Source organism: Candidatus Poribacteria bacterium (assembly GCA_021295715.1).
Taxonomy (GTDB): Bacteria; Poribacteria; WGA-4E; order WGA-4E; family WGA-3G; genus WGA-3G.
Window position 1 is genome coordinate 1 of sequence record JAGWBV010000075.1, and the last position, 22,013, is coordinate 22,013.

A 22,013-nucleotide genomic window follows, 5' to 3' on the forward strand; every position below is an offset into this window, starting at 1 on the left:
GTTCAACTTCATCTGCTGAAAGGGCTTTGCTGTAAATCATGACTTCGTCGATAATACCTACAAAACCGCCATCGCCTGCTTTACCAATCTCGGTCTCTGAACCACCGGTTGTCATAGGTCCGTTGTAGTTTTGTTCTTTCTCTAATTCACCATCAACATAAAGCTGCATATCTTTATTATTGACAATGCCTACAATGTGATGCCATTCACCTTTGTTGAAAGCTGCCGCACCAAACCCGCCATCACCTTGCCATCCGGGTGTTACGATGAATTCCATCTCTTGTCCGGCATTTCTACCATCAAAACGCAATGCCCAACCGTTGATGTCGCGCTGCGCGACAATCGTCCCGCAACATCCAGCGACGACCCCTTTCACAGGACTGTCGCTATCCGCATTTACCCAAGCAACGACGCTCATCTCTTCTTCACCAGCGAATTCCAATGAAGCAGTACCCGGAATATGCACGAAGTTCTCGCCGTTAAATTCAAGTGCTTTTCCGACTTTGCCGGCAACCTGTTTCGGGTTTCCATCGAGTTCGCCATCGTTGTCGCCTAAAACGTCCTCAACGGTGCCACCGGCGATAGTGCCTTCATCAAAAGACCAGTAACTTACGACACCGTCTAATGGAAGTTGTGCATGCGTTAAAGCCGTAGCAACAAAGAGGCACGCAATGAATAAGGTTGACACTGATATTCTTTGAAACATGTAATTCCATCTCCTCGTATTCAAGTTGAAGATAGGCGGGCAAACGCAAGCGTCACCCGCCTATTGATTGGATTAATACTGCTGTTTAACACTCGCCCAAGTCGTTGAGAGTTTGCCTTCCGGTTCAACAGGTGTCAGTAGCATCGCAGAAAGACCTTTATCCATCATTGCTTGGATCTCAGATGCACTCAGCGCGACATTAAAGATAGCGACTTCATCAATGACCGCCTCGCCGAATCTACCATCGCAACAAGTGTCTCTACCGATATAAAGTTCACCGTCGTCAGCATCAATTGGATTGGTATCAATTTCCATCGTGCTTTCTGCCACGCCATCAATATAGATATTCCATTCACCCGTTGCACTGTCAAAGGTGGTGGTATAGAGATGCCAATCGGTGATGTCGTCCGGTCCGACTTCTCCATCGCGCCAGCCACCCGGCTTGTTCCAGCAGCCACCGTTACAAATGGGCCATGAAACGTTTTTGGTTCCTTGGTTCGGATGGATTATATATGCATTCCGTTTTTCGACCATCCAGCCGTGTTGATTCCAGTCAGCTGTCATGCTTTTAACCCAGAGTGAGACAGTGATAGCATCAGTCGGGTTCACGTGTGCAGGAACTTCAACGTAAGTATCTGAGCCATTGAGCTCTAATCCTGAACCGAATACGCCGCTAACCCACGTCGGGGTACCTACCACTGCTGCATCAAGCGCGCTATCTGAAGAATCTGCGGCAACGTCACCGCTCCCTTCATCGAACAACCAGAGACCCGTCAAGTTTTTTATCTCAACTTGTGCGAGTGCAGGGGTAACCAGCAGACAGACGCTCAATATTAAACTGAGTCCTATAAAGGTTAATCGCATCATAAATTTCATGGAAATCTCCTAATCTATTTGGATGTTTACGTCGACACAAACCGAATTGGACAAGTTTGTGAGAACTTTTTGACTTTACATCAGTCTAAATTATTATGGCACGGAATCTAATGGGTGTCAATCCAAATTTTCAAAGAGTAAGACCACTCTCCACAGCACCGTTTCTTCTATACATAAGATCAGCAAACTCGAAACCAAACCCCTATACTTTTCAATTGACATGAATTGTTATGTCGTGATATTATAATACACATAGACTGAAGCGCATAGGCTTCGGTTCACGGTTCTTGAACAGTATAAGGCACTATCTAAAACGAGGGCGTTGTTTACAAGCCCATCTTGAAGAGTAAGGAGGTTGGCGTTCACGCCACACCTAAACAGTGTAGGTTCCGACGCCATGAAATCTGATGAAATCGAGAAAGCAAATATTTTCTATCTTGGTAGTCCTGCTCTTGCTTTGCACCGTACAGTTCGCACTTGCACAAAGATCATGGATGAAAGTAAGCGAATCCGAATGGCAGGCGCATTTTTCAGACGTCTTTTTTGTAGACGCTCAACACGGATGGATCGTTGGTAGTAATTCAACAATTCTGCATACCACAGATGGCGGTATGACGTGGAACAAGCAACCGAGTCAACCCCTGCCATTTGACAAGGTCCTAAAGAAAGTCCGATTTATCGACCCACAAACCGGCTGGGTTGTCGGAGACGATGGCATGGTCCTGAAAACCACCGATGGCGGGCAGACGTGGATGAAAAAAAATACAGGCACCCGCACCGCGCTCTTAGCCGTCTCCTTCGCTGATGCACAACACGGATGGGCAAGTGGAGATGGCGGACTGATCATTAGCACGAAAAATGGGGGTACAACCTGGGCGAAACAGGAAATCGACACCAACAATACCATTGAAGGGATTGACTTTGTGAGTGCGACGGTCGGTTGGGCAGCTGGCGGCGGTGGCACTCTGCTCCACACCAAAGATGGTGGACAGACGTGGGCATTCCAGACCAGTGCCACAGTCAACACGCTCGACGCTATTTCCATGTTAAATGACAAAGCGGGCTGGGCAGTCGGTGCTGGGGGTGCTATCGTTGCAACAGTTGACGGTGCCGAGTGGGTCGTTCAAGAGAGTAAAGTCCCCAATTCTAACGGGATGCCCGAGCCGGTTTGGGATGTTCATTTTGCCGATGAAAAGGTAGGCATTGCTGCCGCCGAATTCGGCGTAATTCTTCGGACAACCGATGGTGGCATAACTTGGGAACCGCTTGATCCACGCCCTGTTGCGTCGCGCCTCCAAGGTGTCCACTTACTCAGTCCAACCGAAGCATGGATGGTCGGAAATGACGCGACTATCCTGCACTCAACGGATGGCGGTGATACCTGGGATGTCGTTTCCAGTTCAAGCCATTTACGCAGTGTCTATTTCCATGACGACAAACTCGGCTGGGCGGTCGGTTTGTCAGGAAGCGTTTTGCACACCAACGATGGCGGCGAAACGTGGAAACCTCAACTCAGTGGGAACGTCTTTGAACTCTTCGGCGTCGGGTTTGTTGATGAGAATAAAGGGTATATCGTCGGAAGCAACGCCGCTTTAGCCGAAACGCTTGATGGCGGAAAAACGTGGCATGGCGTTAGTGATCCAGGCGATGAGGGCCATGGGACTGCCCAGCGAATCCAGTTTGAAGGCATAATGAGTTGGCGGAGTGCTATGGGGTCTTATGGCATGAGTTTTGGTACCCCAACACACGCGTGGGCGGTCGGGGAAACCGGAAGGGTTATGCACACGACCGATGCAGGACAAACATGGATCGGTCAAGACATGGATCCCATGATGACGGGTGCAGGCTTTAACAACCTCTACGGGGTCCACTTCATAAATGAAAGTATCGGTTGGATCGTCGGTGATGCAGGCACCATCGCAAAAACAATGGATGGTGGGGTAACTTGGTCATCTATCTTGCAAGGACCGAAATTGAATGATGTCTATGCCATCAACGAACAGACCGCGTGGATCGCTGGTGAACAGGGTGCCATTATGGCAACCGCGGATGGTGGCGCAACATGGGTCGATCAGACGGTCCCAACGGATGCGAATCTGAATGCTATTCTGTTTCGAGATGCCAACGAAGGGTGGGCAGCCGGGGACGGCGGAACAATTCTTTACACCTCCGATGGCGGGGTGACTTGGTTGATGCAGGAATCACCGACGACAAGCCACCTCTGGGATCTCGTTCAAACCCCAAGTGGTCAAATCTGGGCAATTGGTGATTCGACAACGATTGTCCGTTATTAAATACTGTTTGTATAATATAGCCGTTAGCTATCGGCTTTCAGTCTTCAGCAACCGTCGACAACGGGGTATACCGCCTCGCGAGAAGGACACATCGACGATGCCACTGATTGCTGACTGCTGATGGCTATAGATTGGAGGATGTAACCGCTATGAATCCATTACGGTTCTGCCACTTTCTATGTGTTGGAACCTTTCTCTTCCTACTGATTAATCTCTCCGTTGTCGCGCAAGAACCACAGGTTTTGACATTAGAGGAAAGTATTGAACTTGCCAAACAGAACAATCTTACCCTTCAGACTGCTGAGCAGAACCTCAAAGCTGCCGAGGCACAAGTCAGCGCAGCACGCGCAGGACTCTTGCCAAGAATCACAGCCAGTGGTAATTACACCTATTTTAAAGATATACAAAAATCGGTAATTCAAGCCGAGGGCGGCTTTGGATTCCCAACGCCGGACGGAGAAATGGATGCTCCGGAACCCCCCAGTGCCGATAACGAATCCGACTTGATTGAGTTGGAATTCGGTGCCCATCACAACGCACAAGGCACCGTCAATTTAACACAGCCTGTCTTCGCTTGGGGACGCTATTATTACGGGTATCAAGCTGCCAAACTCAACTATCAGGCAGTCCAACGGGATGTTGATGCCGCTTCTAATCAACTCCGCTTAGATGTCTCTGAAGCATTCTATGGCGCGCTCGTCGCGCAGGAGTTTGTAAGAGTTGCCCAGCAAAGTGTTTCTTTGGTTGAAGAGCAACTCGCAATCGCAGAAGCATCGCTGAGTGCAGGGGCTGCGACCAATTTTGATGTCCTTCGTGCCAAAGTCCAACTCGCAAACGCCAGATCCCAACTCATTCGTGCTCAGAACGGTGTTCAAACCGCCAAAAACGCCTATAAAACCGTCCTTAATATACCTCTCGCCGAGAGTATATCGGTGAAGGGGACACTTGAAATCTCAGAAAATCGTAAAATACCAGCGTTAAACCTTGATGCGCTCGTCCAACAGGCACTTGAAAATCGTCCTGAAGTGCATCGCACACAATTTACTGAACTTGCTGCCCGTAAACAGATTGATGTCGCCAAAACACGAAGCCGTCCGGACCTCGGATTCTTCAGTAACTACCAAATTTCACAGAATGAAAGACTCACCGAAATGAATAGGATTTGGAGCCTCGGATTTCAAATCAATATTCCACTTTTTGATGGATTTGCCAACCGCGCCGCCGTGCAACAAACCGAGACCGCTCTCAAACAGGTCCAGTTGGGCGGAACGCAAATGAAAGTCGGGGTTGAATTTGAAGTCCGTGCTGCGTACCTCAACCTCCGTGGGGCAGAAACGATTATTGATGTTCAACGTGAGGCAGTTGCCCAAGCACAAGAGAGTGTACGCATTGCGAATCTCCAATTTCAGAACGGAATTATTACCACAGTCGCGTTGACGGATACGCAGCTCGCACTCGCACAAGCAGAAGTTAATCGCCTGCAGGCATATCACGATTACATTGTCGGCTTAGCGAGGCTCGAAAAAGCGATAGGACAAAAACTATAATAAGTTGAACGGTTGTCAGGCATCAGGTATCGGTTGTCCCTTACAAGAGGAAACCGTTGTTAAAGGAGGACCTCTTAACTGATAACCGAAGACTGAAAACTGAAAACTATAAAATGGAGAAAAGAAAGTGAAGAAAGTCCTGATAGGTATACTCATAGTATTAGCATTAGTGGTGATTATTAGCCTGCCACGGCTTCTAAAACCGGAAGAACCGGAAATCCAACAAGCCCAAGCCACAGTCCTGAAACCGGTGGAAATTACAAAAGCAGCACGTGGAGAGATCCGTTCAGAACTCGAATTGTCCGGCACGATTCAAGCAGAATCACAAATCAGCGTTTTTCCGAAAGTCGCGGGGCGGCTTGTTGCTTTAAACGTAGATGAGGGCGACAAAATAAAAAAAGGCACATCTCTTGCGGTTGTGGAGCATGAGGAACTCGAACTCACAGTGCAACAGGCGGAGGCGACCCTGAAAGCCGCGGAAACTGCCTATGAACAGGCAAAGCAGCTCGCAGAAGTCCGTGTAAACTCGCAGATTGCACAGGCGAAGGGGCAGTTTCGTGCTGCAGAGATCGCACTACAACAGGTGGTTGACCTCTCTAAAATCCGAACGGTCACGCAAATAGAGCAGGCAGAAGCCGCATTGGGGTCTCTTGTCGCAAATCTTCAGAAAATCAAAAGCGGTGCTCGTGATGAAGACCGACGACAAGCGGAGGCAGGATTGAGTCAAGCCGACGCAAACCTCGCCAATGCCAGAAGTAATCACGAACGCATGCTGAAACTCTTCCAAAATGGGGCAATTAGTCAGCAGTCCGTTGAAAGCGCAAAGACGCAGTTAGACGTTGCCGTTGCTCAACATAAAATAGCTTCTGAACAACTTCAACTGATTGATAACGGCGCACGTGCTGAGGATGTGAGAGCCATGGAGGCACAAGTTGAGCAGGCAGAAGCCTCCTTACGACTCGCACAGACCCAAGCCGATACGAGGACATGGGAGAAAGACATTGAACTCGCGCAGTCCCAAGTCGAAACCGCACGTGCTGGACTCATCTCCGCGGGAGCTTTGAAGACGGCTAAGAGTTGGGAAGCCGAAATTACGTCCGCGAAAACCGCACGCACCCAGGCAGAGGTCGCTCTGAAACTCGCGCAAAAGCGTCTGAACGATGCCACAATTCGTGCCCCGATTTCCGGGGTCATCTCCAGACGCTCCTTGGATTTAGGGGGCATGGCACTTCCTGCCTCGCCGCTCTTTGAGATCGTTAATATTGATACCGTTAAAGCTACTGTTGAGGTTATTGAAGTCCAGTTGAGCCAATTGGCACTCAATCAACAGGCATCCATAGAGATTGATGGCATAGATGCCCAGATGTCCGGGAGTGTCGCCTTTATTAGTCCAACGCTAACGCCAGCGCGTCGCACGGCTACCGTTGAAGTTCATATTGACAACCCAGATGGAACTCTTAAACCCGGAATGTTCGCGAAGGTTACCATCCCTGTCAAAGTGCATGCCGATGCGATTCTTATCTCGCGTGCCGCACTCGTTGAGGACGCGAATGCCAACACGCAGAGCGTCTTTGTCATTGAGGATGGGGTCAGCCAGCGTCGTGTTGTAGAAATAGGTCTTTTGCGTGCTGGTGAAGCTGAAGTCCTGAGTGGACTTACCGAGGGCGAAGCGGTTGTCACTGCTGGACAACATTCTCTAAGACAGGGCGAAAGTGTCAGGGTCGTTAATCCATAGATGTTTCTACATTAATTATTGAGTTTCGGTTTGAGCGGATTCCCTGTAGGAGCGAGCTCCAGCTCGCGACTCTTCGCTGAATAGTCCTATTATGGTAAACCAGAAAAATAAGCAGACATTCTCCCCTCCCCGGGTAGGCGAGGTTTCTAACCTCGCCGGTGCAGAGTGTTTTGAAAAAAGGACTTGATAAATTAACGGGATATTCATACAATGAATTCTGGTTAGGAAGACAAGTCAGTCACCCGCCCTTAAAGAGATGGGCTTCTGCGAAGCGTCCGCCAAACGTCCATGCCACGAGTTAAACCGCTGACTACAGGTCGCGCAGTCCCGTCGCGATATGCGTAACGTCATACTGTAGACCTCGTGCGCAGGCGCGAGGTAAAACAAAGCCTGCACTTCTTATGAAAGGAGGCGGGTTCTCCTCCCCCTAAAGGATGGACTCCAACTCGAAGAACTTGATGAAAGTTGAACAACTCCACGGTCCCAGAGTGAAATCCTTTCAGGTCCTTGAGTTGGAGTATCTTTTACAGGAAGATGCTCCTGAACTCTTCTTTTCGTTTGGCTTGCAAAGGGGTGGACAGATGGTTCTCACCCGCGCGCCTGCAAGACTTGACATTATGGGTGGGATCGCTGATTATTGTGGCGCGAATGTTTTTGAGATGACACTCAACCGCACCGCGATCGCCGCGTGCCAAGCCAGAGAAGATAGAAACCTCTGTGCTATCACACTCCGCGCGGGAGATCAATTCAAACCCAACTTTCATCTCTCACTGGATAGTTTCTATACGAATGGCACGCTCAAAACGTATTCACAGATTCGGGAATGTTTCAGTGAGGAACCCGGAACTGAGTGGACAGGGTATATACTCGGGGCTTTTTATGTCCTCCTCAGAGAGAGTAGGATTGATCAATTTCCACACGGTGCTACGATCGTTATCAAAAGTGATATTCCGATCGGCGGTGGTGTCGCTTCCTCCGCGGCTATTGAAGTTGCTACACTGATGGCGATCAACCAATTGTATGGTTTAGAATTAGACGCGATGGAGATAGCGCGTCTCGCACAAATCGTTGAAAATAGAATCGTTGGGGCTCCCTGTGGGATTATGGATCAGGTGACTGCAGCCGCTGGCACATCAACAAAGATTCTCTCAATTCTTTGTCAACCCGACAAAATTCTCGAATTCGTCGCGTGTCCATTAAACGTGAATTTCGTCGGTATCTATACGAAGGTCCGCAGAAGCACAACCAGCACTGCCTATATTGACACACGCACTGGGACCTTTATGGGATTGACTATCCTCAAGGCGGCGTTTTCAGCGGAGGCGCAGAAGAATGGGACCAAGGTATCGAATACCTCCGTCCCCTTCTCCGGTTTCCATCACGAGGGTTGTGACCCCATGACCTCCGAATCAGAAGCCGATTTCGATGCCGAAGAAGGCAGCATCGCTCGAAGGATATCCGAGGCGTTGGCAGATAACTATCTCTGCAATCTCTCTGTCCAGGATTTTCGCCAGCAGTGTGAACACCGATTGCCTGAGCAGATGCACGGCGCAGAATTTCTTGACACGTACGGCGAAACCGTTGATACTGCGACACAGGTTGATCCAGAGAAGTCGTATGCCATTAGGAGTCGGGTACAACACGCAGTTTACGAAAACGAACGTGTCAGACGATTTATTGCTGCTATAAAAAACGCCGATAAAGATTCCGAGCGTATCCAAGATTACCTCACCGAAGCAGGTAATCTCATGTACGAATCCAATGCCAGTTACCGCGATTTCGCAGGACTCGGTTCCCGTGAAGTTGATGGGCTTGTGAACATTGCTCGGAAGATTGGAGGACAAGGGGGTATCTACGGTGCCAAGATTACCGGTGGCGGTGGCGGTGGCACTGTTGCCTTGTTATGCCATGGTAATGTGGAAAATTCGCTGACACAGATTCTCGCGGCTTACAAGTTGGCGTGGGGAATTGACGGAGAGCTGATTCGCGGAAACGCCGCAGGCGCGTTTGAATTTGGTCATATCCTCTGGGAGTTGAAAGAACTCGAACCGCCTACACATTTTTAAGTGCGGGAGAAATTGTAACCCCGAATACTGATAGCTGCGACTTCTTCTGCGTTCAAATTGCAAGCCTGAAATGGAATGAAAGGGTTTTGCTTGGGTATTTCTGCGGATTTCCGCAGATCTCTTCAGCTCGATAGTAACGGACATCATAATCCCGACGACTGTTATTCAATCGCAAGGAAAGTTAAAAAATTGTGGAAAACTTAGATAAACAGGACCAACGCCGTGCGTCCGGTGTTACATGGCGCGCTATCCTCATTGCCATCTTTTTAATCCCCCCTAATGTCTTTTGGGTCATTGAGGTTGAGTGTGTTTGGCATTCTGGGCATCCAACCACCATTTCTCTCTTCTGGAATGTCGTGCTCAACATCTTTTTCCTCATCTTGATAAATCTTTTCCTGAAGCGTGTCGCTCCACGATCCGCGCTAACGCAGGGCGAGATGATTACCATTTACGCCATGCTCTCTATCGCATCTGGCTTGGCAGGTCATGATACCTTAGCGCTTACAATTCCGGCACTCCCGCACGCTTTCTGGTTCGCAACGATTGAGAATGATTGGGCGGATATGTTCCATACTTACATTCCACAGCATCTCGTTGTTGCAGATAGAGAACTTATCCGAGGATTTTACGAAGGTAACACACCCTTCTATAACGCTAAAATTGGTGGGGCATGGATAATGCCGACTTTGTGGTGGACATCGCTTATTGTCGCACTCGGCACCATCATGATTTGTGTAAATGTGCTGATTCGGAAACAGTGGACAGAACATGAAAAATTAGCATATCCAATTATCCAACTTCCGATGGCAATTACAGAAAGAGGTGGAGCCGCGCAGCTTTTCCGAAGTCGTATCCTATGGTATGGGTTTATCATCGCTGCAGTGATAAATGTCTGGCACGGTTTGGCGCACTTTTTTCCCGTCTTACCGGATTTCAGTGTCCGTCATAACGCACGGAATTGGGGCAGAGTCTTCACTGAAAAACCCTGGAACGCTGTCGGCAATATCCCCGTCCCGCTCTATCCGTTTGTAATCGGTTTAGGGTTTCTTTTGCCACTGGATCTTTCCTTTTCTATGTGGTTTTTCTACCTGTTTGAGAAAGCACAACGGGTTTTCGGCAGTGCTTTCGCAATCCCAGCCCCTTTCCCGTATGGGAGTGAACAATCCATTGGCGGTTGGATGGCGATCTTTGTGATCGCGCTTCTCGTAACGCGCAGACACATTGCAAATGTCGTGCGCACCATCTTCGGCATGCCCGGTGGGATTGACGACTCACAAGAACCGATCCGTTACCGGACAGCACTCTTGCTCATTATCATCTCAAGCCTCTTTATCATCTGGTTCTGTCTGAAGGCGGGAATGACTCTCCCAATTATTCTCCCGTTTTTTGCCTTCTTTTCTGCTATTTCGATTGCTATTACGCGCGTCCGTGCGGAGCTCGGACCTCCCGCACATGAGATGGCAGGGATGTGTAACGCACAACAGTTCTTAGTCAATATTCTCGGAACACGCCGCATCGGACCCAATAACCTAACGGTTTTCCCTTACTTTTGGTTTTTTAGTGGACGTGGATACCGCGAACACATTATGCCCCATCAGCTTGAAGCCTTCAAGATGGCAGAACGGGCAAATATGAACACGAAACGATTGGTGCTTGCGATGGTTATTGCTGTCGTTTTGGGGTCCCTGGCATCGTTTTGGGCGACCCTCAGTGAACTTTATCGGCTCGGCGGTGCCGTCACAGGCGCAGGCGGCGGAATTGGACCCTCGGTTGGGCATATCGGTCAATTCGGTTGGCTGGCGGGGTTGTTCGCTTTCCCGCGCGAACCTGACATCCCCGCAATGAGTTTCATGGCAGGCGGTATGGGCTTCACTTTCTTTCTCATGGTGATGCGGATGCGCTTCATTTGGTGGCCCCTCCATCCGGCAGGTTATCCTATCTCCATGACCGGCGGCGTTGGCTATTTTTGGAGTTGTCTCGTTATCAGTAGTTTTCTCAAATGGATGGCACTCCGATTCGGCGGACCGGGGACTTACCGAACGATGGTCTTCTTCTTTTTCGGGGTTATCCTCGGTGAATACTGTGTTGGCGCATTCTGGAGTGTCTTGAGTGTCATTATTCGTGAACCTATCTACGACTTCGCACCGGGTTAAAATGAGAGTAGTAGACCCACTCCACTGTGCCGTAACAGATAAGTATGAGAGTCGTAGGCACACGCCACTGTGCCGTAACAGGAAAGAAGGACAAGTAGAACGAACTTTAACATCATGGTAAAATTATCAGCAATCTACTTATGCGTGCTGGCAACCTGTTTCATTGGGCTTCCAGCCGGATACGCAGCTGACGAGGGCGCACATGCCGCCGAATTTCTCAGCCACGGCGTTGGTGCCCGTGCTTTGGGAATGGGCGGCGCATTCGTTGCCGTCGCCGATGACGCAACCGCGACTTACTGGAACCCCGCGGGGCTGACCAGGGTCAAGAAACACAGTTTCTCAGCAATGTATTCCGATACCTTTAGCACCGGAGACGGGGGGTGGCTCAGCAGAGGGTTAGTTACCTACAACTTCGTCAACTACGTCTATCAAATCGAGGATATCGGCAGTATCGGTCTGAGTTGGATCCGACTCGGCGTTGATGATATACCGCGCACGACTTTCATTGATGTCAATAACAACGGGTTCCTCGGCGATTTTCAGGATAAAAATGGCAACGGTATCAAAGAAGATGGCGAACCGTATATCGACAAACCCGAAGTTGCCGAGTATTTCAGCAATACCGATAACGCCTTACTCATCTCTTATGCCCGTCAAGTCCACTCCATGGTATCTGTCGGAGGCAACCTCAAACTCCTCAATCAATCCATTTTTCAGAACAGTGGAACCGGTTTTGGTATTGACATTGGCCTGATTGCGGAACCTTACAAGGGTTTACGAGTTGGCGCGATGTTATTAGATGCAACGGGCACGCAAGTCCGTTGGGATACTGCCGACAAACCGACCTTCACTCGCACGCGTCGACTGCGATTCGGCACAGCATACCACTTTGCCGTTCCACGCCTCGGTAAAGGGGCTATTGGGGCGGATTTTGAAACCGACCAAGCCGATCTGGAAATAGGCGGGACTGGCGGTGGGCTTGTCTTACGCGTCGGGGCAGAATATTGGCTCTTCAATACCCTCGCACTCCGTGGCGGCTGGAATGGACATGGACTCTCTGCAGGTGCTGGACTCCGCTTGCGGGTAAATGCTATGTCATTTTTTATCAACTACGCCTTCAATACCCACACCCTCGGTGGCTCACAACGCATCTCCGTCTCTGGGGAATTCTAACCACGCCCCAAGTTACTGTTCGTTCTTTGGATCGTCCCATCTTTGAGATAACTCGTTGCGATATTCTTCCGGAAGGGGGCTATGAAAGATCCCGTGCTGTTGCGTCGCAATATAAAGCCTATCCTTATTGATAACAAGGGAGATCACTTTATCAGGCACACTTGGAGAGATTTGCTCCCAGCGTCCACCCGTATCCAAGCGATAGAGTCCTGTATCGCCAGCACTATAAACTGTAGTGCCGTCCACAGCGAACCTGTCTACAACGATATGCTTCCCCATTCCATCGGTGAGCACACGCCAGGATTCTCCGTTCTGTGAACTCAAAACACCTGTGTCCGTGGCAACATAAACCGTTGAACCCACAAAGAGAATCTCGTTGAAATAGGAAAAGTGGAGTGGAAGACGCGACGTAATATCTTTCCAACTGTTCCCCTCATCCAGCGATTGAAACAGACGACCCGCTCGCTTCCCTACGTAGACAGTTTCCCCCGAAACCGCTAACTTGAAACCTTTTCTCAAATCTTCACTTGACTGTTTGCCGAGGTCTATGAGTCCTGTGTTAATCCATTTCGGATCACCGGGTTTCCATTTGAAAAGCGATCGTTGATGTTCTATGTAAAAAGTTTCACCACTAACTGCGAACCCACCGACTTTTGCAAAAGAGACAATATAAGATAACGCATTTGTTAACTTAGGATCTCTTTCTATATCATCAGGCAAGTAGATTTCTTCTGCCTCTGCTATAGCTGCTACCAGTTCATTGGACAGCATTGCTCCTTGAAAAGCGGTTACTTCTTGAATAGGAGTGAGTACATCACCCTCTACAGATAGGCGAAAAACACGCAGATTGTATTTTTCAGGAACAATCCCATAAAGATCTCCACCTGCACCTATCATCTGTGAATTATAAGAAAAATTAATGTGAGAAAGCTCCTGTTCGGTTGATTCAAATGTCTGTTCATTGCTATCAATGTGAATACTTTTCCATGATTCACCACCATCAGTTGATTGAACAATATCACTACCCGTATGCACGAAGAGTCTGTCGTTCAACCCTATCAAACTCTCCATCCTCGTCCCTAGGATACCATTCATAAATGGATGCCACGAGGCACCAGCATCGGTTGTGCGATGAATCCCAAACTCTCCTGCTCTGTAAAAAGTATTTTCATTAACTGCTACCGCTGGAAAAATATTCTGTGTGATCGCGTTTCTATCGAATCCAAGGTTTGTCCATGTTTGGCCCCTATCATTTGAACGGAAACTGAGGACAGCATCTGAGACCAAGAGTCTCTTACCAGAAGCCAAGATTTTGACCCCACGTGGTGCCCTCATAACAGAAAATTCATCTTTAGGTGTTATCTCAGTCCATGATGCTCCTAAATCGGTTGAGTGGAAAATCTTCCATAGGGGTGTGTTGTCTTTATTTACTATTTGGACAGTATACTTTCCATCTGCCTTAGGGAGTCCTAATACAAAAGGATCGGAGCCCATTCCAGCATAGAGGTTATTTTCTATTACTGCCAAAGAGTGGACAGCATTGTATATCTCCACTGGCAACTGCTCCCACACACCCGAATTAAGGCGATAGAGACCTTCATTTGTGCCAGCAAACACAGTATTTCCAACTGCAGCGACTGCATAAATGCGTTTGACTGACAATCCTTCGTTCAAAGGTGTCCACTGTTTGCCACCATTTATAGAGTGAAAAATGCCATTGTCTCGTAAAGCCAAATACATTGAAACATGATCTTGCGAACTATTTTCTTCAGTTTCATCTGTGATGACGAGTCCAACGGCATGTCCTTTTGGCCGCGGAGCTAAAGCGTTCCATGTCTCTCCATTATCGATTGAAGTAAGCACTTGGTCAGGATAGACGATATAGAGCACGCCTTTATGCTCAGTCATGGGCATCCCGAACCCCCTGATGGGTGTGTCAATATTGATCGGAGTCCATGCAGCCGCATCTGTTGTCAATCTGTAGATATTTGTTGGCGTAGTGGCATAGACTGTGCCGCCAGATGTAGCAAAGATTTCAAATACAGGGCTGCCTTGTGGTCCACTTGCTTGTGTCCATGGTGAGGTAGAGGATCTGAACGAATTATTCTGCGTGTTTGGTGCCAAGACATTCTCAGAAGCCTGTAGGCCTGCCCCCGTATTTTCACTCAGAGGAACATCCCTGCCAGCCTGCGTTCGCACCGCCGGTTTTGAATCGATAGCAAGCGTAATGGGTGTATCAATGATTTCGATCGTCGGTTCAGAGAGTGCTTCAAAACTATACGGCTTTTGAAAACGGAGAAGGTATTGATTGCTCATACCCAGCATCAGCAGGAATACCAATACTGTTGCTGTTCCAAAAGCCATCCACGGGAGCAAAGGTTTCCCAGTCGGAGGCGGTGTCGGTTTCATCTCAGCGACGTGACGCATGATGTTCTGCGTTAAACCCGTGGATATATGAACACCACCGAGAACCTCCTGAACCAGGAGTTCCTCTTCCTGTGCTAAACGCTTTCTCGCGCGCTGAAGGCGGCTCGTAACTGTGTTCACGGACACACCTAAAAATTTGCTAATATCCTTGGACTTCATTCCACCGAGATAGTAGAGCGTTATCACCGTGCGTTCGCTCTCTGGCAGCTTCTCCAAGAGTGTTTTTACGAGGTGATGGCGACGCTCCGTCGCTTCTACCTCTCGCTGCGCTAACACGTAATGGTTGTAAGAGGAGTATTCGATTTCTTCCAGTGGGGTGGATGCCAGCGACTGCATCTTGGATTTGTTCCGTTGAATCCAATTAATGCAGAGCCTGTTTGCTATCACATACAGCCACCCAGCGAACTGACTCGGATCCTTTAGGGTTGACAGGTTTTTGTATGCGTTGAGGAAGGTATCTTGCGTAAGCTCTTCAGCAATGTGAAAATCATCAATCTTTCGCCACACGAGTGCATGGATACTCTTCTGGTACTTTTCGACTAAAGCACTGAAGGCCGTATCATCACCTGCCAAAATTTTTCTGATTAATTGAACATTGTTTTCTTGTTCCATAGAGTTTATCCTAACGGACGAATTTGTCCTTGCTTGCCTTCGTCAGACATCGAGTTTTATAGCACGCCTCATGTTTGCATTTGCGGATGTAAACGCCCCTCTTTCATGTCTATATCGAATTATATACACATTTCAATCTTAAAGAAACAATTTTAGTCTATAGGGGTACAACTGTAAAATGCGTCAATTACTTAGGAATTCCGCAAAGAGGCGATAAATCACCTCACTACGAACCGAAGGATATTGAAAATACGGGTTGTAGTCGCGCAATGGCGCAAGTCGCGTGTGGACTTGCGGGACAATGCGCATTACGTAAGTCCTGTTACTTTAACACAAGTTGCCACTCTTGTAGCATAATCTGTTAGATTGTGCCTGCAAAGATTTTCATGCCCCGCGGATCATCAACGCCTTTGAGTGAAAAGCGAGGACTGAAGGTCTAAAATCTTGTAAGTAGCAACTTAAGTTACTTTAATCAAACTAAAAGGGTAGCATGGGAGAATTAGGGTGGGGTACAACTGTAAAATGCTTCAATTACACCTTCTGTTCGGACTCCCATCGGAACTTTGTTTCTCGTTTTCCTCCGAGGCTTTCGAGTTTCTCACTAATTTTCAGCGTCTGTTCAGTGAGAAGGTGCTCATTACCGATTGTTTCGACGTTGAGTCTTAACAATGGTTCGGTATTTGATTCTCGGAGATTGAATCGCCAGCTGCCGTGTTCAGGAGCAGAAGCGTAGGGATTTGTGAGAAATCTAACTGATAAACCGTCAATTGGTGTTTCAGTGCAAGGACGGTTTCCCAAAGAACGTATCGTTTGTCGGATTATTTCGAGGGCATCTTGGATATGCCCACAGGTTTCAAATGAAAAATTGATTTCACCGGAGACAGGATACTCTGATCGGAGCCGATCAACAGATTCAGCGAGGGATGCTCTGTTTGTGCTAAGGTATTCAAGAATAAGCAGAAACGGAATCATACCGTTATCGGCATAGAAATTGTCTCGGAAATAGTAGTGCCCGCTCGCCTCTCCAGCAAAAAGTGCGTTAGTTTCACGCATGTGGATTTTGATAAACGAATGTCCACATCGACTGAGAAGGGGTATACCATTTGCCCTAATAATGGTACTCTCTACTGCCCAGATAGCGCGCGGATCAAAAATCACAATGCCGTTTCCTTTTTCCCGCAGAAGTGTTCCAGCAAGTAACGCTGTAATATAGCAGCCCTCAATGAATTCTCCATTTTCATCAAAAAAGAAGCATCTGTCGGCATCTGCATCCCACGCAACTCCCAAATCCGCCCCTGTCTGTCTAACCACTTTGGTCGTTAATTCCCGATTCTCCGGTCTTAATGGATCGGGACGTTCCGCAGGAATTTGAGAGAACGTGCCATCGGGTTCAGTGAATAACCGTTCACAGATATGGAGCGGTGTCCCCGCTAATAGGCGTTCGACAACCTGACCGGCAAGCCCACTATTCGCATTGATGACAATCCGCTTTCTGGATAACTGCTCCAAATTCACAAACGAACGAAGGTGTGTGAGGTATGCTTCTAAGAACGATTCGGGCTGAAGGCACTCGCGACAAGACACCTTCTGCTTTTCAAATAGAATATCGCTTCCAAGAGCATCGCGGAGATCATAAAGACCGGTGTCTGATGAAATTGGAGTAGCATGCCGACCGACCAGTTTCATGCCGTTATATGCCGCAGGATTGTGAGAGGCTGAGATGATAATCCCCCCGTCTGTCTGATAGTGCGCCACAGCGAAATAGAGCATATCGGTCGAAATTCGACCCAGATTGAGGACACCAACACCTGAATCTATAAGTCCCTCGATGACTTTCTGCCATAGCTGCGGTGAACTCTCACGGACATCGTGCCCCACTGCGACGGTTTTCGGTCGAAAATGAGCCGCGAAGGCGCGGGCAATTCGGTAAAAGTCGTTAGGCACAAAGTCTACACCGAAAACGCCACGGATATCATACGCTCGGAAAATATTACAGTTCATTGGAAGGCTCCGTTTTGAAAATACTGTCGCGCATACGCGAGTCGCTCCGGAACCCCAATATCAATCCAAGTCGCATCAGTTTCCAAAGCATAGAGATCGGAAACCGATGGAAAAACGTCTCGCTCGATTGAAAAAATTTCCTGATGTTTAGGAAATGTATCAGCAATTGTTTGATTAAAAAGATACACACCCCCGTTTACGTATCCGGCACGGGACATGGACTGTTTCTCACGAAACGCTCGGATTTTTCCGTTGCTGTCCGACACAATCTCACCATACTGGCGAACGTCCTCAACATGTACACTCAGCAACAGACCTGTCATTTCCGTATGAAACCGATCTAACATATCTTGAAGCGAGAAGTCCGTTACGAGAACATCACCATTCAGCACAAAAAACGGAAAAGTGTGGATATGCTTCATGGCGTTGGCGATTGCCCCACCGGTGCCAAGTCTTCTATTTTCTTTGGCATAGCGGATGTGCATACCTTCACGGTAGCCTCCAACCTGTTCATGGAGCATGTCGTGTAGGTGTCCCGAAGCCAAAATAGTCTCCTTGACACCTACCGCTTTTAGCAAGCCAAGTTGCCAATCTAAGACAGTGTGTCTACCAACTTCCAATAGAATTTTGGGTTTTTTTTTGCTGATATTTCCGAGTCGCGTCGCCAAACCGCCACACAAAATAACTGCTTGCATGGTTTCCTTCTATTTCCTTTTACGAGGAGTGGCAGAAAAACCGTCACGTCCTTTGTTTCTATGTTTAGGATGGCACGCATGCACTATTCGAGGATATACAAGTTCCCTCTGAATTCCGCTTTGTACACCAAACTACGCACTCTTCTCCTTCATCACAAACCAGAGTGCAATTGTCGCTGGCACTAACAGGAGAAGTAAACATTATTTGAGTCAGCAAGAAACTCCCAATTCCCACAGTTAACACCAGCGGTGCCTTGACCCCAGTTTTGCCCTCCTCAGATTGCAAAAATGTATGAATTCTACGACGTAGATTTTTCTTCATTGGGTTCACCTCCTTTCTCTTATCGGTAATTCTTATCAACATTTTCATTTCCAGAATAAACAACATCCATAAGGGAACAGGCCTTCTGGAAATGCTTGAAAACAAATATAACCTCAGCAGTTCTGAAATTTTGAATAACATCGCTGCTAAAGTGTTTTCAAGATGATAAATCTGAACGCTATTTCTTTTTCATCTTTGCCCATATTGTAGTAAGTAACTGCGGTTGTGGTGAAACCGGCAACGCATACGCCGGATTAAACCAATCTGCCAAAGTGTTTGCTTGAAGAGCCCTTTCAGTATGAGTTAACTGTTCTGGAACGCGGTTAGCCAAGTTTATTTTAAACAGTTGAAAGTAGCCTCTAACCTGCTGGTTGTAAATCAGTTCGGTGCCATCCGGCGACCACGTGGGCCAGATAGCCTCTGGTCCAGCCTCATTGACAATTTGTTCAAGTCTTGTGCCATCCCGCTTTACAATAAAAATTGTTTCATTATCAAACCATGCATCTGGTATAACAAATCGCTCCCCTGGCAACACTCCAGGCGGTGGTTCTATAGGTTGAAGAATCCAGGAGAAGGCAAGTTTGTCCCCGGCAGGAGACCACGCAGGTTTACTTTGCCATGCTATTCCGTCTGGACGAAGTTTTTTTTCAACTCGGGTACGCAAGTTGATCAAGACAATTCGGCGTTGTCTGCAAAAAGCAAGTTCCTGAGTGTTAGGGGACCATGCTGGCTGAACCCCCGCTCCTAATTGTTCTTCATGCTTACCCTCAATTGTCGCAGTATAGATGAATCTTTCGTTCGCCTCAATTCGTTCGTATGCGATTTGTTTACCGTCTGGGGACCATGTGGGGTGGTGCCTATATGCGGGATTGCTGAAGATTCGCCTAACATTTCCGCCATCGGCATCCATGAGATATAGGTCGCGCATCCGCACTCGGTCTGATACAAAGAGAATCTCTTCTCCTGTGGGGGACCAGGTTGGAAATAGGTCATCTGCGGGATGATTCGTTATGTTAACCTGCCCACTTCCATCTGGATTCATCAAGTAGATTTCTCGACTAATCTCATCCGCTGAGGTAAACACAATTTTCGCTGTTTTTGGGGCTTTTGCCCATGTATTACAAAAACTTAAACATACGAGGATTAGACCGAAACTATGAAAGATTTTGGTAAGATCCATGTATTTTCTCCTCCCTTAAAAAGAAAGAGGTAAAAGCATTAGCGATGGAACATGGCGGTTCTTCGCCGCCATGTTCTTAGCCTTCTAATATGATTTCCTTAAGTCACAAGGAAATCTCATGCACATTCCATGATGCACGTTAGGTTTCCATTTTCATCTGGAGGGCCATAACATTTCTGTACACAAAGCCCATCTCTTCCACAATCAGCATGATTCACGCATGTCCGGGCTTCAGCAGAGGTTCCGATAATTGCCTGTGCCAGGAGGACACTGCCAGTAGCAATACCAAGGGTCAAAGGACCTTTGACACCCACTTTGCCTTCCTCAGAGGCAATGAATTCACGGATTTTACTACGAATGTTCTTTTTCATCTCAGGTTTTCTCCTTTCTGCCGGTGCTTCTACTCCGGCGAGATTTATTTCCCAATTTTGGTTGGGAAATTCATTTCCGAGGCGAATTAATTCGCTGTAGGAGCAGAGCTCTCCCCTTGGAAATGCTTGAAAACAAATATAATTTTAGCAGTTCTGAAATTTTGAATAATATTACTGCTAAAGTGCTTTCAAGGTGATAAATCTGAAGACTATTTCTTTTTCATCTTTGCCCATATTGTAGTAAGTAACTGCGGTTGCAGCAAAACAGGCAACGCATACGCCGGATCAAACCAACTTCCAAGGTGATGTCCTGATCCAATATGCGTCAGTTGTATAGCTTCATCATTCTCTAAATCTATTCTGAATATTTGCAAATCATCACCATCATCAGCTTGAACGTAGAGAAGAGCATTTCCCCTTGGAGCCCAGGTGGGTTCACCAGCTGACGAGCCTTTTGGAGCAACAATTTGTTGAACTTCTGTTCCATCACGGTTCATAATGTAGATTGTTTCCACCTCAAATCCTTCGGGCTGCCATGCAAACGCGATCTTTTCACCATTTGGAGACCACATAGGACCTCGAACCCACATCGGAACTTTAGGAAAGGGGAGGAATGTTTGTTTTCTCGTTCGGACCCTTAGCAAACTGATACGCCTGGGTTCGTCAAATGCTCCACTGAGAAAAGCTATCTCTGAGCCATCAGGTGACCAGTCAGACAAACGGCCAATAGCCATTTGTTCCTCTTCTTTTCCATCTATTGTCGCGATGTACACAAACCCTTCACCCCGTTCAATCTTGGTATAAGCAATTTGTCTTCCATCAGGTGACCAAACTGGATGTCTTCTATCCGCTGATTTTTCAAACACTCTTCGGACGTTTGTACCATTTGGATCCATCAGATACAGATCCCAACTCCCCAGAAAGCGGTCTCGATCTGAGGCAAAAAGAATCTGTTCACCTGTCGGGGACCATATCGGTGAAACATCATCTGACTTATTGTGACTTATATTCGCCTGTTGTGTTCCATCCGGATTCATCAGGTAGATTTCTCGGTTGCCATCCCTACCCGATGTAAACACAATTTTCGCTGTGATAGGTGCTTTGGCTAGCGCAAGGTAAAAGTCGGGGCATAATAGTACAACACTTAAGATATAATAGATATAGAGGTGCTTATGTCTCATAAGATAGCCCTCCGGAAGTGATGATAGAGGTAAAAGTAGTCCAGTTCTAAGCTAAGTCTTCGATTCCTATAACTTATATATTATTCTCCTCAACTATAGAAGCAAATAATTGGGCATTGAAATGCTGAGGGCACCTAGAGAAAGAACTATAACGCCCTCAGCAGGTGCTAACGTCTTACGGACTTACACAACTACCATCCGGATGACACGCCCAAGGCGGATTTGGACAATCGGCGTGTTTCTGGCAAGGTATTGCAGCAGCTTCTGGTGCTCCTACGATAACCTGTGCCAGTAGCACGCTACCGACCGCCGCCCCGAGTGTCAATGGGGATTTGACTCCCACTTTTCCATCTTCGGACTGGACGAATTCGCGAATTTTACCGCGAAGGTTATTTTTCATCTCGATTTTCTCCTTTCTGCCGGTGCTTCTACTCCGGCGAGATTGATTCCCCAACTGAAGTTGAGAAACCCATTTCCAGGACGAATACTATCGCTACGGGAGTGAAGCTCTCCCCCTGGACATGCTTTCTAATGTCTTTTCAAAAGGCTTATCAGCCTTGTGGGTTGTTTGAGCCATGTTATCCAATTCATGCCCTGTAATTACTGGCACGGGGTTCCACTCGCTCGCAGGAGTTGATTGGCTCGAAATTGATGGTTATCCACTAAAATCGTCG

General features: G+C 47.7%; 15 protein-coding genes. 6 read left to right on the plus strand and 9 right to left on the minus strand.

Features of this window, described 5'->3' with window-relative positions; translation table 11 throughout:
• Together J4G07_17070 and J4G07_17075 are read right to left on the minus strand one after the other, a co-directional pair.
• Positions 1-706: LamG domain-containing protein (locus J4G07_17070; protein MCE2415699.1), on the minus strand; the 706-nt coding region annotated here is incomplete at its 3' end.
• 72 nt (positions 707-778) lie between these two features.
• Positions 779-1,582, minus strand: a complete 804-nt coding sequence (locus J4G07_17075) for a LamG domain-containing protein (GenBank protein ID MCE2415700.1) — start codon at positions 1,580-1,582, stop codon at positions 779-781.
• 494 nt (positions 1,583-2,076) lie between these two features.
• Between J4G07_17075 and J4G07_17080 the strand changes: the two genes are divergently transcribed.
• The 6 genes from J4G07_17080 (at position 2,077) to J4G07_17105 (ending at position 12,550) form a co-directional block, all read left to right on the plus strand.
• Positions 2,077-3,876 (plus strand): hypothetical protein, encoded by a 1,800-nt coding sequence (locus tag J4G07_17080; protein ID MCE2415701.1) that lies wholly within the window; start codon positions 2,077-2,079, stop codon positions 3,874-3,876.
• A 149-nt stretch (positions 3,877-4,025) separates the two neighbouring features.
• Positions 4,026-5,423 (plus strand): TolC family protein, encoded by a 1,398-nt coding sequence (locus J4G07_17085; protein ID MCE2415702.1) that lies wholly within the window; start codon positions 4,026-4,028, stop codon positions 5,421-5,423.
• A gap of 127 nt (positions 5,424-5,550) precedes the next feature.
• The gene (locus J4G07_17090) at positions 5,551-7,158 is read left to right on the plus strand and encodes an efflux RND transporter periplasmic adaptor subunit (GenBank protein ID MCE2415703.1); all 1,608 of its coding nucleotides are present in this window, start codon (positions 5,551-5,553) and stop codon (positions 7,156-7,158) included.
• Between the two features lie 458 nt (positions 7,159-7,616).
• Entirely contained in the window at positions 7,617-9,224 is a 1,608-nt protein-coding gene (locus J4G07_17095) for a hypothetical protein (protein ID MCE2415704.1), read from the plus strand.
• Positions 9,225-9,415: 191 nt separating this feature from the next.
• A complete protein-coding gene (locus J4G07_17100; GenBank protein MCE2415705.1) occupies positions 9,416-11,377 on the plus strand; it encodes a hypothetical protein in 1,962 nt (653 codons plus the stop codon).
• 114 nt (positions 11,378-11,491) lie between these two features.
• Positions 11,492-12,550 (plus strand): PorV/PorQ family protein, encoded by a 1,059-nt coding sequence (locus J4G07_17105; protein MCE2415706.1) that lies wholly within the window; start codon positions 11,492-11,494, stop codon positions 12,548-12,550.
• Positions 12,551-12,562: 12 nt separating this feature from the next.
• Here J4G07_17105 and J4G07_17110 read toward each other — a convergent pair whose 3' ends face one another.
• From J4G07_17110 to J4G07_17140, 7 genes are all read right to left on the minus strand, one after another.
• Positions 12,563-15,589 (minus strand): sigma-70 family RNA polymerase sigma factor, encoded by a 3,027-nt coding sequence (locus tag J4G07_17110; GenBank protein ID MCE2415707.1) that lies wholly within the window; start codon positions 15,587-15,589, stop codon positions 12,563-12,565.
• 531 nt (positions 15,590-16,120) lie between these two features.
• A complete protein-coding gene (locus tag J4G07_17115) occupies positions 16,121-17,590 on the minus strand; it encodes a phosphomannomutase/phosphoglucomutase (protein ID MCE2415708.1) in 1,470 nt (489 codons plus the stop codon).
• Positions 17,587-18,285 carry an NTP transferase domain-containing protein gene (locus J4G07_17120; protein ID MCE2415709.1) on the minus strand — a complete coding sequence of 233 codons (699 nt, stop codon included), beginning with the start codon at positions 18,283-18,285 and terminating at the stop codon, positions 17,587-17,589. The genes J4G07_17115 and J4G07_17120 overlap by 4 nt, the downstream gene beginning before the upstream one ends.
• Positions 18,286-18,785: 500 nt before the next feature.
• The gene (locus tag J4G07_17125) at positions 18,786-19,787 is read right to left on the minus strand and encodes a PD40 domain-containing protein (GenBank protein MCE2415710.1); all 1,002 of its coding nucleotides are present in this window, start codon (positions 19,785-19,787) and stop codon (positions 18,786-18,788) included.
• Positions 19,788-19,903: 116 nt separating this feature from the next.
• The gene (locus tag J4G07_17130) at positions 19,904-20,158 is read right to left on the minus strand and encodes a hypothetical protein (protein MCE2415711.1); all 255 of its coding nucleotides are present in this window, start codon (positions 20,156-20,158) and stop codon (positions 19,904-19,906) included.
• 209 nt (positions 20,159-20,367) lie between these two features.
• Entirely contained in the window at positions 20,368-21,339 is a 972-nt protein-coding gene (locus tag J4G07_17135) for a PD40 domain-containing protein (protein MCE2415712.1), read from the minus strand.
• 175 nt (positions 21,340-21,514) lie between these two features.
• Positions 21,515-21,739 (minus strand): hypothetical protein, encoded by a 225-nt coding sequence (locus J4G07_17140; GenBank protein ID MCE2415713.1) that lies wholly within the window; start codon positions 21,737-21,739, stop codon positions 21,515-21,517.
• Positions 21,740-22,013: the final 274 nt, after the last annotated feature.

Excerpts from the sequence above, each read along its gene's own strand:
- J4G07_17080 (MCE2415701.1), top strand. The coding sequence starts at position 2,077 with ATGAAAGTAAGCGAATCCGAATGGCAGGCGCATTTTTCAGACGTCTTT.
- J4G07_17115 (MCE2415708.1), bottom strand. The coding sequence starts at position 17,590 with ATGAACTGTAATATTTTCCGAGCGTATGATATCCGTGGCGTTTTCGGT.
- J4G07_17110 (MCE2415707.1), bottom strand. The coding sequence starts at position 15,589 with ATGGAACAAGAAAACAATGTTCAATTAATCAGAAAAATTTTGGCAGGT.
- J4G07_17135 (MCE2415712.1), bottom strand. The coding sequence starts at position 21,339 with ATGAGACATAAGCACCTCTATATCTATTATATCTTAAGTGTTGTACTA.
- J4G07_17120 (MCE2415709.1), bottom strand. The coding sequence starts at position 18,285 with ATGCAAGCAGTTATTTTGTGTGGCGGTTTGGCGACGCGACTCGGAAAT.
- J4G07_17075 (MCE2415700.1), bottom strand. The coding sequence starts at position 1,582 with ATGAAATTTATGATGCGATTAACCTTTATAGGACTCAGTTTAATATTG.
- J4G07_17125 (MCE2415710.1), bottom strand. The coding sequence starts at position 19,787 with ATGGATCTTACCAAAATCTTTCATAGTTTCGGTCTAATCCTCGTATGT.
- J4G07_17130 (MCE2415711.1), bottom strand. The coding sequence starts at position 20,158 with ATGAAAAAGAACATTCGTAGTAAAATCCGTGAATTCATTGCCTCTGAG.
- J4G07_17095 (MCE2415704.1), top strand. The coding sequence starts at position 7,617 with ATGAAAGTTGAACAACTCCACGGTCCCAGAGTGAAATCCTTTCAGGTC.
- J4G07_17140 (MCE2415713.1), bottom strand. The coding sequence starts at position 21,739 with ATGAAAAATAACCTTCGCGGTAAAATTCGCGAATTCGTCCAGTCCGAA.
- J4G07_17085 (MCE2415702.1), top strand. The coding sequence starts at position 4,026 with ATGAATCCATTACGGTTCTGCCACTTTCTATGTGTTGGAACCTTTCTC.
- J4G07_17105 (MCE2415706.1), top strand. The coding sequence starts at position 11,492 with ATGGTAAAATTATCAGCAATCTACTTATGCGTGCTGGCAACCTGTTTC.